General features: G+C 45.1%; 13 protein-coding genes. 4 read left to right on the top strand and 9 right to left on the bottom strand.

Annotated features, from left to right (window positions below):
• Positions 1-280: 280 nt before the first annotated feature.
• Positions 281-553 (bottom strand): 50S ribosomal protein L27, encoded by a 273-nt coding sequence (gene rpmA, locus AC4II3_RS09450; protein WP_488008301.1) that lies wholly within the window; start codon positions 551-553, stop codon positions 281-283.
• Between the two features lie 76 nt (positions 554-629).
• A complete protein-coding gene (rplU, locus tag AC4II3_RS09455; RefSeq protein ID WP_008188488.1) occupies positions 630-1,067 on the bottom strand; it encodes a 50S ribosomal protein L21 in 438 nt (145 codons plus the stop codon).
• 414 nt (positions 1,068-1,481) lie between these two features.
• On the opposite strand from rplU, the gene AC4II3_RS09460 reads away from it, so the two are divergent.
• The 3 genes from AC4II3_RS09460 (at position 1,482) to AC4II3_RS09470 (ending at position 4,227) form a co-directional block, all read left to right on the top strand.
• Positions 1,482-2,828 (top strand): alanine/glycine:cation symporter family protein, encoded by a 1,347-nt coding sequence (locus tag AC4II3_RS09460; RefSeq protein ID WP_488008305.1) that lies wholly within the window; start codon positions 1,482-1,484, stop codon positions 2,826-2,828.
• A gap of 50 nt (positions 2,829-2,878) precedes the next feature.
• Positions 2,879-3,307, top strand: a complete 429-nt coding sequence (locus tag AC4II3_RS09465; protein WP_488008299.1) for a universal stress protein — start codon at positions 2,879-2,881, stop codon at positions 3,305-3,307.
• Between the two features lie 107 nt (positions 3,308-3,414).
• Complete coding sequence (locus AC4II3_RS09470; RefSeq protein ID WP_488008297.1) at positions 3,415-4,227, top strand: carbon-nitrogen hydrolase family protein; 813 nt, start codon at positions 3,415-3,417, stop codon at positions 4,225-4,227.
• Between the two features lie 86 nt (positions 4,228-4,313).
• On the opposite strand, the gene aroF is transcribed toward AC4II3_RS09470, so the two are convergent.
• The 6 genes from aroF to AC4II3_RS09500 form a co-directional block, all read right to left on the bottom strand.
• On the bottom strand, positions 4,314-5,378 hold the full coding sequence (aroF, locus tag AC4II3_RS09475) for a 3-deoxy-7-phosphoheptulonate synthase (protein ID WP_488008295.1): 1,065 nt from the start codon (positions 5,376-5,378) through the stop codon (positions 4,314-4,316).
• A 516-nt stretch (positions 5,379-5,894) separates the two neighbouring features.
• Complete coding sequence (locus tag AC4II3_RS09480; protein ID WP_488008293.1) at positions 5,895-6,404, bottom strand: photosystem II biosynthesis protein; 510 nt, start codon at positions 6,402-6,404, stop codon at positions 5,895-5,897.
• 35 nt (positions 6,405-6,439) lie between these two features.
• Complete coding sequence (gene rpsO, locus AC4II3_RS09485) at positions 6,440-6,709, bottom strand: 30S ribosomal protein S15 (protein WP_070395791.1); 270 nt, start codon at positions 6,707-6,709, stop codon at positions 6,440-6,442.
• A 60-nt stretch (positions 6,710-6,769) separates the two neighbouring features.
• Positions 6,770-7,225 carry a Holliday junction resolvase RuvX gene (ruvX, locus tag AC4II3_RS09490; protein WP_488008290.1) on the bottom strand — a complete coding sequence of 152 codons (456 nt, stop codon included), beginning with the start codon at positions 7,223-7,225 and terminating at the stop codon, positions 6,770-6,772.
• A 109-nt stretch (positions 7,226-7,334) separates the two neighbouring features.
• Entirely contained in the window at positions 7,335-8,573 is a 1,239-nt protein-coding gene (locus AC4II3_RS09495) for an N-acetyltransferase family protein (RefSeq protein ID WP_488008288.1), read from the bottom strand.
• 537 nt (positions 8,574-9,110) lie between these two features.
• The gene (locus AC4II3_RS09500; protein ID WP_008188499.1) at positions 9,111-9,413 is read right to left on the bottom strand and encodes a hypothetical protein; all 303 of its coding nucleotides are present in this window, start codon (positions 9,411-9,413) and stop codon (positions 9,111-9,113) included.
• 257 nt (positions 9,414-9,670) lie between these two features.
• Between AC4II3_RS09500 and AC4II3_RS09505 the strand changes: the two genes are divergently transcribed.
• Complete coding sequence (locus AC4II3_RS09505) at positions 9,671-12,016, top strand: DNA polymerase III subunit gamma/tau (protein WP_488008285.1); 2,346 nt, start codon at positions 9,671-9,673, stop codon at positions 12,014-12,016.
• Between the two features lie 151 nt (positions 12,017-12,167).
• Here the strand turns inward: AC4II3_RS09505 and AC4II3_RS09510 are convergent, their stop codons facing one another.
• A complete protein-coding gene (locus AC4II3_RS09510; RefSeq protein ID WP_488008283.1) occupies positions 12,168-14,252 on the bottom strand; it encodes a tetratricopeptide repeat protein in 2,085 nt (694 codons plus the stop codon).
• Positions 14,253-14,307 lie beyond the last annotated feature (55 nt).

The following is a 14,307-nucleotide window of genomic DNA, read 5'->3' on the forward strand; positions in this document are numbered from 1 at the left end:
GCCCAGATTTGAAGGAGAGGTGCCCTGAGTAATACCAGGCATCGACTCTAACAAGCGTTTCAGCTTATATCAATGTCCTAACTTTAATGGGTAGTGCTATATCATATCCCTTATTGGGTAATGGGTAATTGGTAGTTAACGATTACCCATTACCCATTACCCATTACCTTTTGTATTTGCCAGACAGAAAAGCACCCCCGAGGGGGTGCCTCATCAGTTACCATCAACAGCAGCCAACTGCTGATGGAGGGATTTCAGTCTCAACTATAAACCGTTGTATCTAAGCTGATGCTTCGGTTTCAACCGGGTAAACGCTGACTTTTTTTTGGCTTTTACCCCTTCTTTCAAAAGTCACTATGCCATCAGCCTTGGCAAATAGAGTGTCATCACCGCCACGACCAACATTGGTACCAGGATGAAACTTAGTACCTCGCTGACGTACCAAGATGTTGCCAGCCTTGACAAACTGACCACCGTAGCGCTTGACCCCTAGGCGTTTGGAATTAGAGTCACGACCGTTACGAGTACTTCCTGTTCCTTTCTTATGAGCCATAATGTTCCTTTATATTTCAGTGTTTTTACGGGAATTTTGAGGGAATTTTGCCCTATCCACAGGTCTGAGGGATGAACTATTCCGGAGCAGTTTCAGCCGTTTCCTGAGTTGCTGGTGCTTCAGTGGCTGGTGCTTCAGGGGCAGTTTCTGCTGAGACTGGTGCTTCCTCTGCTTTGGAAACCGAGGCGAGCACAGAACCATTCATACTAATAGCATCAATCATCAGACGGGTTTTTTCCTGTCTGTGTCCCCGCTTCTTGCGGGTTTTCTTCTTGGGCTGCATTTTGTAGACGATGATTTTGCGATCGCGAAAGTGTCGCATCACCGTTCCTTGTACGGTTGCTCCTTCAACTAAGGGCTGACCGATGCTGATTTCACCATCATGATTAACGAACAGGACTTTGTCGATGGTGACATTTTGCTCTGGTTCAACGTGGAGTAATTCGATGTCGTAAAAGCGACCAGGTTCTACTCGCAGTTGCTTGCCACCAGTTTCGATAATTGCGTAGGTCATGGATTTGTTTTTCTAGAGTTGCCGTACAGGTAGCTGGTTAGTGTTTGTTCCGATGGATAGGATTTCGTGCTTGTGCCAGCTTTTGGTATGCCTTCACCTGATCCGAGCAGGAATCGACACGTAATCTACTATTATGTTTTATTTGTTAGTCTTTGTCAACACCATACCCCTGAATCATGACAGCAAATCTACCATTAGGGTGACCCTACTAGTAGATTTGCTGCCCAGTTTTTGGTCAGTCCTGGTAAATTTGTAAAGAAGTATTGCTAAAAGACGTTGACACTAGATCATATTTTTTTCAATTTACCCACTTTAGCTGTAGCAGCAAACAACTCGGTTCTAACTAACCTCACCGGTATTGTTAACCAAATCTTGACTGGCATATCCAATGTACTCTTCTTCAGCATCGGTGGTATGCCACTGATTGTCTTGTGGCTAGTCTGTGGTAGCCTATTCTTCACCTTCCGGATGAACTTCATCAACATCTGGGGATTTCGACACGCCATTGACATAGCCTTAGGCAAATACGAGCAACCCAACCAAAACGGTGAAATCTCTTCCTTTCAAGCTCTATCAACTGCGCTATCCGCTGGTGTTGGACTCGGTAGCATTGGCGGTGTTGCCTTTGCCATCAGTATCGGAGGACCAGGAGCTGCGTTCTGGATGACCCTTGCGGGGTTATTGGCCATGAGCAGTAAATTTGTAGAATGTACCCTGGCTCAAAAATATCGAGTGGTCAGACCAGACGGAACTATAGCTGGTGGTCCAATGTATTACCTCTCGGCTGGTTTAGCCGAAATGGGATATCAAAAACTCGGCAAAATTGTCAGCCTCCTATTTTGCATCTTTGCCATTGCTGGGTCATTTGGTGGTTCGAGCATGTTTCAAGCTAACCAATCCTTTGAAGTAATGGCCAGCGTAGTCCCCTGGCTGATGAATCGAGGCTGGCTTTATGGCTTAATCATGGTTGGCCTAGTGACATTGGTGATTATTGGTGGCATTCAACGTATTGGCTTAGTGGCTGGTACCATCGTACCCGTCATGTGTGGGATCTACATTTTGACATCCCTCTGGATTCTGATTGTCAATTTTTCCAGCATCCCATCTGCAATCGAAACTATTGTGACAGAAGCCTTCTCTCCCCAAGCCGTTGAGGGAGGTTTGATTGGGGTGTTAGTACAGGGATTAAGGCGTTCAACCTTTACTAATGAGGCAGGTATTGGTACATCTGCCATTGCTCACGCTGCTGCCAGGACTGAGGAACCAGTGCGGGAAGGCATTATAGCCCTACTCGAACCCTTTATTGTTACTGTGGTCATCTGCAATATGACTTCTTTAGTAATAGTCATCACTGGAGTATACAAAAATTCTGAGTTTGCTGAGTTCGGTGGTGCCGAAATGACCGCTGCTGCTTTTGGTACTGTAATTAGTTGGTTTCCCATCCTCCTTGCCATATCTGTGTTCTTTTTTGCTTTCTCTACCATGATTTCATGGAGTTACTACGGTGAAATCTGTTGGGATTATTTGTTTGGTTCGAGAACGTTGATTGTCTACAAAATATTATTTTTGATCACCATCTTTATTGGAGCTGTGGCTAACCCAGAAGCAGTCATTAATTTCAGTGATAGTATGCTTTTTTCTATGGGTTTACCTAATCTTTTCGGTGCCTACTTACTCTGTAGCAAAGTAGCCACTGAACTTAAAGACTATATGGACCGCTTGAATGCTGGAAAAATAGTTCCCGTAACTCAATCTTCCTAGAAGATTAGTATTTATAATATTTTTAAACAAGCCATAGGAGTCAATAATCTATGAGCTTATTTGCAACTGACCGTGTACTTGTACCCATTGATTTTTCTGAAACCTCTTTTGAGGCTTTAGAAAAAACTATAGACTTTGTCAAGGATGCATCTCATATATACGTTATCCATGTCTTACCCCCTCTCAACCCTAGTGAACCGGGAGTGATGTGGCGTACAGTAGATAGCCATACCCGTAAATCCCATGTGGAAAAGGTACTTTCTGACAGATTCAAGGAACCTCAATACGAAGGAATCCATGTCCACATCACCATCGGAAATCCTGCCTCAAACATCATCGACTACGCCAGGGAACAAGCCATTGATCTGATTGTGATCCCATCTCATGGCTACACCGGTCTGAAACGATTTGTCTTGGGGTCAGTAGCTGAGCGAGTCGTTCGATTTGCCCATTGTCCAGTGCTTGTCTTGGGACGGTAAGTCTGACAGTGATTAAATTTTTTGAATTTGGTTTGGGGCATTCTGGGGAAAATATAGAAAATAGATTTAATATCTGTCTATATTGAGAACTCTACCGTTGAATCATAATGAAGTGCTATCTTGCAGCTGCCATTCAAATGACTAGCTCCCCTGACCTAGAACAAAACCTAGTTCAGGCAGAAGAACTGATCGACCTAGCCGTGCGTCGTGGTGCTGAGTTGATTAGCTTACCAGAAAACTTTTCTTTTCTTGGTACAGAGGAAGACAAAATTACCCACGCTGATGCGATCGCAGAGCGAAGTGAACAATTCCTCCAAACTATGGCGCAACGGTTTCAGGTCACCATCCTTGGTGGTGGCTTTCCGGTACCAGTGGGTAGTAGTAAAGTCTACAATACTGCCCTACTCATCGGTTCGAGTGGCAATGAACTAGCTCGCTACCATAAAGCTCATCTATTTGATGTTAACCTCCCTGATGGGAATACCTATCGAGAATCAGAGACAGTTAAGGCTGGAACTGAACTACCCAAGGTCTACCCGTCCCCAGAATTCGGCAATTTGGGACTCTCTGTGTGTTATGATGTGCGATTTTCGGAACTCTACCGACACTTATCCCAGAATGGAGCGGATGTATTGTTTGTGCCTGCTGCCTTCACCGCCTACACTGGCAAAGACCATTGGCAAGTTCTGCTCCAAGCTAGAGCCATAGAAAACACCTGCTATGTGATTGCCCCAGCCCAAACTGGGCGTCACTATGCCATGCGCTACACCCATGGTCATGCGATGATAGTGGACCCTTGGGGGGTAATCTTGGCAGATGCTGGAGACACACCAGGAGTTGCGATCGCAGAAATTGACCCAAACCGCCTCCAACAAGTCCGCCAACAGATGCCTTGTCTAGAACACAGAGTCTTTGTTTGATTAGTTCTTAGTTTTTAGTCTTAATTAACCTGAGTTCTGGATTAAGTTGGTTATGTCGAACTCAGGTCATAGTTAAAAACTAACTACTAATGAGTAGCAAGAGCCACAGCAGATTGAGGCCAACGCCCTACGGCTTCACCAATGACCGCCATTTCTTTCACCAACTCGTCAAACCCCTCCGGTGTCAAAGATTGTGGTCCATCAGACAGGGCTTTAGCGGGGTTGGGGTGAACTTCGATCATCAACGAGTCAGTTCCAGCTGCGATCGCAGCTTTTGCCATAGCTGGAACATAATCAGACTTCCCTGTGCCGTGACTGGGGTCAATCATAATCGGCAAGTGAGTTAGGAGTCGTAATACTGGCAGTACTGAAAGATCTAGGGTATTCCGGCTGTATTTACGGTCAAAAGTCCGAATGCCCCGTTCACAAAGAATCACATTAGAATTGCCCGCTGCTAGGATATATTCAGCAGCCATCAACCACTCATCAATAGTTGCTGACATGCCCCGCTTCAGGAGTACTGGCTTATCTTGAGCCCCCACTTTTTTCAGTAGGGCGAAATTCTGCATATTACGGGCACCAACTTGCAGAACATCTGCTACCGTACCAATTTTATCCACATCAGCCGTGTCCATCACTTCGGTAATGATGCCCAAGCCAGTTGCTTCCCGTGCTTTGGCTAGCAAATCCAACGCACTTTCCCCATGACCCTGGAAGGAATAGGGGGATGTCCGGGGTTTGTAGGCACCTCCCCGCAAGAACTTAGCTCCTGATGCCTTAACCCTGCGTGCTGTTTCCACGATCATCTCCTCGTTTTCCACGGAGCACGGACCAGCAACAATCACCAAGGGATGGTGTTCACCGAAGACCACTGGCCCATTCGGCGTTGGCACTAGTACCTCACTGGCTTCCCCGTGACGATACTCACGGCTAGCCCGTTTAAACGGTTGCTCTACCCGCAGTACCTGTTCTATCCACGGACTAATTTCCTGAATTTGCAGGGGGTCTAAAGAAGCGGTGTCACCGACGAGACCCAACACCACTTTATGCTTACCAACAATTTTTTCTGGAGTCAGCCCCCATTGACTAAGTTCCTGGCTAAGGCGAGTAACCTCGACTTCTGGAGAGCCTACCTTCATGACTACTATCATAAAAAAAATCCTCGTGAGTTTATAAACCCCGCTTCTAATGACCGGGGATGAAAAACGAGCCGACTAAGAGCCGATTAATTGGTTGTACATGTAAACAAAGATAATTCTAAGGCTGAAACTCAAGATTTCCCTTAGAGTGTGTAATACAACTAGATTCTTAACAGCTTAGGGATTTTAGCCCCAGTCTGGGAATGTGGGTCGGAGATGGTCGATTTCCTACCCTTTGCTGTTAACATAGTGCTTTATTATTCTATAGAACAATTTCTGGCTCTATATATGCCTTTTTGGCTTATATTAATGTTTAACTAGTCGCGATATCTGTTTTAAGCAAAATTTTGAGGGAATTCCCTGTCTAAAATCTTTGATTTAGGCGGAAGAACCCAAAACTATGACAATTAATCTATTAATTAGTTTATTTCCATAACAAATCACTTACCCAGGTTACTTAGGAAGCCCAAAAGTGCTTCCTACCTGGTAACCTTATACCCAAACTGAGACCATAGGATCCCTAAAGGGTTAACTTTTTGTCTTAGCAGCACGCCATGCTGATGTCAATCTGCCTAGGTTAGTGGTGAACTCTTGCCAACCAAAAAAGGTTCCTGGTATATCTTCCTCCCACGAAGCAGAAAGAACACCATAGCTCAACCCCAACACACCTAGACCAAAGCATCCCATACTCACCAGAATCACTGCCACATGGGGTAACTCTACCCCAACCTGTGTGATCAATAAATAGCTAACCACAAATGTAGCTATCCCTAAGAAACTGGGAATACCACACATTAGAGCCATCCGACGCACCATCCGTTTACTGACCACATCGGGGATTGCCATTGATTCGTTTGACGCAGCCCTTGGCTTATCTTGCTTCTTCTGTTGCTTCTTCTCTTGCTTGAGAGTAGTTTGACTAGGTTTTTCCTTAGGAGTAGTTTGGGGATTTGTTGATGAATTTTGGGCTTTAGGGTTCTTTTTGCGCTTTTGACGTGGTTCAAAAGGCAATCGCTCCCGTGATGGTTCAGTAGACATAAACTTTTTTCCACTAGGGTCTGTTAAACTAGGGTCTAACCCCGAATACCTAAGCGCTCAATCAAGTTTTTATACCGTTGTTGATCGTCTTGACGAATATAGCTAAGTAAGCGCTTGCGGCGACCGATCATCTTTAACAATCCCCGTCTAGAGGAGTAATCTTTTTTGTGGCTTTGTAGATGGAGACTCAATGTATTGATACGCTCAGTCAGGATAGCCACTTGCACCTCTGCCGAACCAGTGTCAGTTTCATGGACCTGGTAGCCATTAATAATTTCAGTTTTACGTTCTTGAGTTAGACTCATCGATAAAGTTTAATTAGTATAAGTCAACAGTTTTCTATTCTATCACCATCAAGAAGGGATTCAATTCCCCGAGGCTGGGGGATTCTGATGGTTAGCTGAGCGCCGCCTATCTAACCACTGTTGTAGGATAATAGCAGCAGCGTGACGGTCAATCAGTCCTTTATTTTGGGTAAGCGATCGCTTACTCGCCTTAAGTCGCGATTCAGCCTCCCAAGAGGTAAGCCGTTCATCGATATACTCTAGGGGCAGCTGGAGTGCTGCTGCTAATCGCCTCGCCAATTTTTGCACCTTTCGTGCCTGGAAACCCAGAGTCCCATTCATCGAATAAGGCAAACCTACCACTAGTACCTGCACTTCTCTGGTTTCAACTAACTCTCGCAGTTGGTCAACATCCTGTTGAAAGGAGGTACGCTCAATGGTAGTTAAACCAGTAGCAATCAAACCCGTCCCATCACAACCGGCCACACCAATACGTTTGCTTCCCAAATCCAATCCCAGTGCTGAAATTCTTTCCATAACTTAAGCTCCTATCTTATAAATTTACAGTCACAGAGCTAATTTTGGAAATGGCACATTAGGTATGAAGCTTTCTTACATTAGCTATAACCCAACTTGGAATCTCTAACTACTTCTGTGGTGAAGATTTAACCGACACCTTCTCCTCTTGAGAGACTACACTCTTAGACTGGGAAACCCCAATAGAGACCTTTTTCCCCTTAGCACGGTGTTTCTTCGATGGGGATTGTGACCAGGATATGCGGCTGGGGATTGGGGTTCGGGCTGGCTGTAGCCCCTGAAGCACATCCGATAACTCAAAAGTAACAGACTTGGTTTCCCGCAACTTATGCCAGACAGAACGGGACATCAGCAGAGTATGCTCAATCCGTTCTGCTCCCAGCTGAGCTAGATACTCTTCATGCTCAGCTTGATAGTCAGCCGTTGCCAGATGTAGGGATTGGGAAGGCAGTTTTTTGGCAATTCGTGCTATTTGACACAGTAACTCTGGATATAGGTAATTGTAGGCTGGATGAACTGTTAACTCAGCTGAGTTGGTACGGTTACCATCATGGCACAGTCGCAGCCGAAAATAGCCAACGGCGACTTTACGCTGTGGTTCAAATACATAGGCACTGATCACTTCAGTATGATTTAGCCACTGGCACAGTGAATCAATGATTTTCCGTGACATACTGGTTTGAAAATCCTGGATATGGCGGTCAAAAACCTTACGCACTATTGGTGGCATTGATGCCGTATCCAGCTGATAGAGCAACTGAGCATCTGCGTTACTGACAGGCAACAGGTTCGGCAAATCTGGTTCACGAACCGCCAATTTTTCCAGCAGTGTTGGCTCAATCACCCAGTAGGTCATCTGAGCTAGGGGTTGGAATCCATTTTGCCGATACAGAGCCAGTGAACTTTTATGATTGATATTGACTTCCAATAACCAAGTTCGCGCTTGCCAAATTTTTTCAAAACAATGGCGCAACAGAGCCGAGCCAATGTCTCTATTTGCCAGGGTGTTACTAACTATAGGAGTGTTGGCATCAACTAACACCTGCTCCACCCGCCAAGTACTACGGGTGTGATTAAATGGGGAAATTTTGATCAGTCCGCGCAGCTTTTGGAGTTGCTCAGCCACATAGATACAAAAGCTGTACTGATAGGGGTTGGGAAACCAACTCAAAAACTTCAGCAACCAATACCAGCCTCTAACGTGTTTAAGTGGCTGTGGGTCAACAGATGGGCAGATCCTACTCTTCCCATCTGTTGTCTGTTGCACTAGCTTCTCTATTGCTGCCAAATCATGGTATTGAAATGGGCGGATCAAGTTCTTCGGGTTTTCCGAGACAGGTGAAGTCATTTTGGGTACGGATGCCATGAAGCTGCTCGCTCTGTTTGACCCATGTTCTTGCGCTGTAACCTACATTTGCAAGACTAGGGTTACTGCCAATATATTAGCTATTTTCCTATCATCCCAGTTGTGATAAGACATAGACATATAAGTAATATTAGGTGCGCTCTGACCATTAAGAATTAAATTCGCTCTTTGTGCGACCCAACGCCGGGTTCGGCCTTGGGTCGCACCTATCGGCTTTCGCCGCCGACGCGGGGTGCTTTCGGGCCGCACCTCAAGTTGTGTTAATAGAGTTAACTCCACCAGTGGTACGGTTGAGTGTTGAGTGTTAATCGTTAAGGGTCGGGTCTTGGGTCAACAATCAACATATGTAAGCATTCAGCGTGTCCCGTATCAGCTATCAGGCAAGAGCCTTTTGCCAACCTACTTGAGGTGCGAACAGCTTTTGAATCAAATAACTTGACCGCTGACCGCTGACTGCTTACCAACATAGTCTCAACGTAGTATAGGCACGCCCTTATCTAGCGCTTAGTCTTTTAAGGTTTAGTCTTCATCCATTATATTCCCTTTGTCTACCCGTTCTAACTGCCACAGAATTTGATTACCTTCACGCCTGACCCTGGACACAACCCAGTTGCGCCAAGACCAGTGGTTACCACGACTAGTGACAGCGCTGGCGTTGACATCCATTAAATCCGCCAGTTCAGAACTACTAATCAGGTAGCCTTGGCTGGCAATTTCATCCGCGATGTGTAGAGTTTCTACCAGATTACGCAGTTGAGCAACTCTCACCTCGCGGGGTAATTCGTCAGTTGTACTAACAGAAGAAGAAATAGCTGATTCCATAATTAAAACAGAAGATATATATCGATGAGGTAGAAATGCTCGATTATATAGTTTAGGTAAAGTAACCCATCAGTAGTATAGGAGTCTGATATCCCTGTTACTATCTTTGGTGAAAGATTACCACCGAATATAAAGGTTGAACAAACCCCTGTCTCCAGCAATCCCTAACAAGACCCCCATCTGTCTTGCCTAAAATTAAAACACTATTAGTCAAAGACTACTAGAGCAATCTGGTAAGCCCCCCACAGCATAAAGTCGTGAGCTACGAACCCCTACATCACAAATATCGTCCCCAGAGATTTGCGGATTTAGTGGGGCAAGATGCGATCGCAAAAACCCTAACCAATGCCATTGAGAGTGAGCGCATTGCCCCTGCCTATTTGTTTACCGGCCCTAGAGGTACCGGCAAAACCTCTTCGGCACGGATTTTAGCTAAATCTCTCAACTGTCTCAAGAGTCATTTGCCAACTCCATTTCCTTGTGGGGAATGTCACGTCTGCCGTGAGATCGCTGGTGGTTTATCTTTGGATGTGACTGAGATGGATGCAGCTAGTCATACCGGTGTAGATAATATCAGAGAAATCATTGAACGGGCACAATTTGCCCCAGTTCAGTGCCGCTACAAAGTGTATGTGATCGATGAATGCCATATGCTTAGTACCGCAGCCTTCAACTCCCTTCTCAAAACCCTGGAAGAACCGCCGGAGCGGGTAGTCTTTATCTTGGCTACCACAGACCCTCAACGGGTATTACCCACCATTATTTCCCGCTGCCAACGCTTTGATTTTCGCCGCATTCCCCTAGAAGCAATGGTGTCTCATCTGAAGGCTATTGCAGTTAAGGAAAATATAACTATTACACCAGATGCCTTAACCTTAGTGGCACAAGTGGCTCAAGGGGGGCTCCGGGATGCAGAAAGTTTGCTAGATCAACTGAGTTTGTTAGATGAACAGGTCACAGTAGAGCGGGTTTGGGATTTAGTAGGGGCAGTACCTGAACAAGACTTGCTGGCATTGCTAAACGCGATCGCATCTTCTGAACCGGTAGCAGTACTAGAACAGTGTGGCTATCTGATCGATAGAGGTCGAGAACCCCTAGTTATCCTACAAAATCTCACTAGTTTCTACCGAGATTTGTTGATTGCTAAAACTGCTCGGGATCGTCATAATTTATCAACCATCACCCTGCCCACCTGGCAGAAGCTGTGTGAGTTAGCTAAACAGCTGGATGTGGAGAGTATTTTACGTAGTCAGCAGAAACTAAAAGACAGTGAAATTCAGATCAAAAATACTACTCAGCCCCGTCTGTGGTTAGAAGTCACCCTAATGGGGTTATTGCCAGGGGCTCTTGCCTCTCAATCCCTAGAAACCTCACAGTTATTCCCTAAAAATCCATCAGTCAAACCCTCAGCAGCTTCAGTTAAACCTAGGCAGCAGCCTAACCTAGCACCAGTTACGAGACATCAGCCCAGAAAAGAGTCATACAATCAACCAACCTCTGCCCCAGATCAGACTACACATACACCAAAGCATCCAAAAAATCAACCAGCTCACAAGCCCAATACTCAGCAGCAAACTGACCAGCCTAAGCCTTCAGAAAGCTTAGGGTCTCAACCACAGCCGGACACCTCTAGCAATGGCATACCCAAAAGCCCTGATCTAGTTACAACCTCAACACCGAATCAGGAAATTAACAATAGCGCTAGGGTTAAACGAGATAGCGAGGTTAACAACCAGCCCTACGAAATCGAGCAGGTTTGGCAACAGGTCATTCATAATATTGAACTGGATGGCTCTAGAGAAATACTGCGTAGCAACGGCTGTTTATTAGCGTTCAATGGCCGAGAGGCATCTATTGGCATCAAAAAGAAGGGTGTACAAAAGCTCATACAAGGAATGTTGCCCCAAATTCAAAAAGCATTTGCCAAAGTCCATCCAGGTCATGTGAAAGTTAATTTTCAACTAGTAGGAGCACTCCCCACCCAGACCGCTCCTCAATCAAGAGTGACCCTATCAGCAGTACCAACTCAGAAATTACCTGCACCAATCACTACCCCAGAAGCACCACAGGAATCTTCAAACAGCAAGAGGGATTCAAAAGGAGATTCAACCGAGGCCAAACTAGTTGTGCCACCTAGCACCAGTGACTCTTCAAAGCCAGCGGTAAACCCATCCCCCCAACCATCCCAGCCAGAAAACCTTGCCCCTCCTAGCAATTCTGAAACATCTGAAGCAGCGGAGACTGTATTATCCAGCCCAGCATTATCCAGCCCAGCATTATCCAGCCCAGCATTATCCAGCCCAGCCGATGATTTCTCTGACTTAGACTTGAATGCTGATCAAATAGAGCAAGCTTTAGGTAAAATTAAAGATTGTTTTGGCGGAGAAATTATTGATTTAAATGATGAGCTGAGTAATAATGAAGTCATGCCCAAAGAGCCATTAGTAGAGTCGTTTGTCAAGGATACTCAGGCTACCTTTCACCAAGAGCAACCCGAATCATCAGTAGCCGAAAATCAATCTGATCCAAAACCCTTTTCTAGAAAGATTCAGAACAAGCCCCAACAGTTAAAATATGATGAAGATGGTGAACTATCTTTTTAGAAGAAGAAATTTTTGAGATGTAAACCTGTATGGTCTTTTTTTATTGGACAATAAAACTGAGGAGATCTTTCCCCTATTGCTAGCATGCCTATTGCTAGCATGCCTATTGCCTATTGCCCCAATTCCTGTGTTTACAACCCAGAGAAAAATCCTATAGGCGAGGCAAAATTTCTGGTAATAGCTGACCTGGAACTTTAGAAAGGGCAAAGCTTTGTCCCGCAGGACCATTTTCCTGAGAGAATGCCCGAATGGTGTGGATCAGGTAGTTCAGAGAAATTTGGTAGGTTTCGGGTTGATCAACTGTACCCATACAAGCTTGCACATGTTGGTGTAGGGCAGCTTCTAAATGAGTTAACTTAGACCCTTTGGTTAACGAAAATTGTGCCTGTGTGGCTAGCTGGAAATTCACTAGCCCCAAGTTGTTGTAGGTAGCTATAATATCAAAGTTAACTGGTACAGGTGATCTGTTCTGGTTAGAAACTTGGTCAGAGGGGTGTGGTTGATGTCCTGCGATCGCAAGAGCATTTTCATAAGCTCTCATACACTTCTTAAGGTATTCTGCTCTTGCCCCATATTCCTCCTTTAACTGGTCGCCTAAGTGCCAGTAGGCGGTACCTAGGTTATTCTGGGTCGCAGCACAGCCAGCTGGGTCAACCTCCGGTTTCCGGTATTTGAGAGCATCTTGATAGGCAAATATGGCTAGCTTCAAGCAGACTGTTGGTTGTTCGTGCTGGGCAAGACTCCAGTAAGTCGTACCCAAGTTATTTTGAATCATTGCCCAATTCTGAGGATTGGCTGTGGTGTCATGATGAGAGATTGCTTCTTGGTAGGCTGCGATCGCTTTCTTTAAATTAGGCACTGGTGATTGATATTGCGCTAGATTCCAGTAAGCCGTTCCTAAATTATTCTGGGTTGAAGCATATTTAACCAAGTCATGGTCAGCACCGCCATAGCGCAAAGCGTCTTCATAGGCGCGAATAGAATTTTCCAGGTTTTTAGCTAAATCTTGGTACTGGGCTAACTCTCCATAAGCTGTTCCCAAATTATTCTGTATCATGCTAAAAATTTCCGGAGATTGTTCCGCTAAAAAGTCACTTAGTGCTACTTGATAGCATTTAATGGCTTGCTCCAAATAAGAGACCATCAGGTTGTCATTGTTCGGACAACGAGATAGCATCCAGTAGAAATTTCCCACATCATTGAGGATAGCGGATTCTTCGATGGGTGTGAATTTTGACCATTGCAGCGCCTGCTCATAAGCCTGGATTGCGATCACTAAGTTTTCCTCAGAGGCATCTCCTTGTTCAATCAGGTAGCGATAATGATTGCCCAATTCAAGATAGGTTTGGCCTGTAGATGGTTTTTGAGTTCCAGGTGGCAGGTTGTTTGGTTCCCAGTTATCTTGTGGTGTTTCAGTTTCAGTTGCCGGTGGCAGGTTGTTTAGTTGTAAGTTATCTTCTGGTGTTTCACTGTGATTTTCAAGTCGCACATTCTTTGATTGAAAATTATCGTTTGAAGCTTCAACATTAAAACTTTCAACTGTCAACACATCGTCTTGTCCTGGTAATTTATCCACATCTTCCTGACCAGGATCGATTACTGTTGTTGAAGGGGGTAATTTGTAAGAAGCCTGTGCTGTATCAGTCACCCGTTGGGATAGGGGTGTTGGTTCTCCTTCAAACTCAAAGAAACCAGTGTGCTGTTGCCAAAATTCTGGTACGGACTGCTGAATGGAATAAAACCAAGGTCGTGGCAACCAGAGCAAGAAAGTCAGTTCCCAGTAGCTGAGATTATTCCCAATCGACTGTAAATGCCTGAGAAACAATCGTTGCAGTGCTGCGGGTTGCCGTGTTAAGTTTTCTATACCCAGAATTTGAAATCCCGGTATACTTTCAGAAGTGTAAGATTCCTCATGGTCAGTTAACCATTGACTAATCTGAGCTAAGGGATTGGGTTCGCTCAGATTTAAATTCAGGCTGATCAACTTTGGGTAACCTTGGTGGTTCATTGACCCGTTTGCTGCACATAAGCCTAACTCCCGGTATAGTTGATCTGCTAGCTGGTTGCGCAGATTCAGGTCATCACACACTGCCAAAAAAAGCTGGCGGCGCAGACCAATGCTCAAAGCGAGTTTCAAACGTTGATAGGTTTGCCGATTCCAACTGGAAATTTCTTGATTTGAGGCAATGTCCGTTACTATCATGCTGGCATAGGTGTCAGAGCAAAGGGATTCCATATCAACCTTTTCCTGGTTTTGTTGCCTAAGTCAGGATTGAACTTGAATATTCTGT

The sequence above is a fragment of the Moorena sp. genome (genome assembly GCF_982860115.1).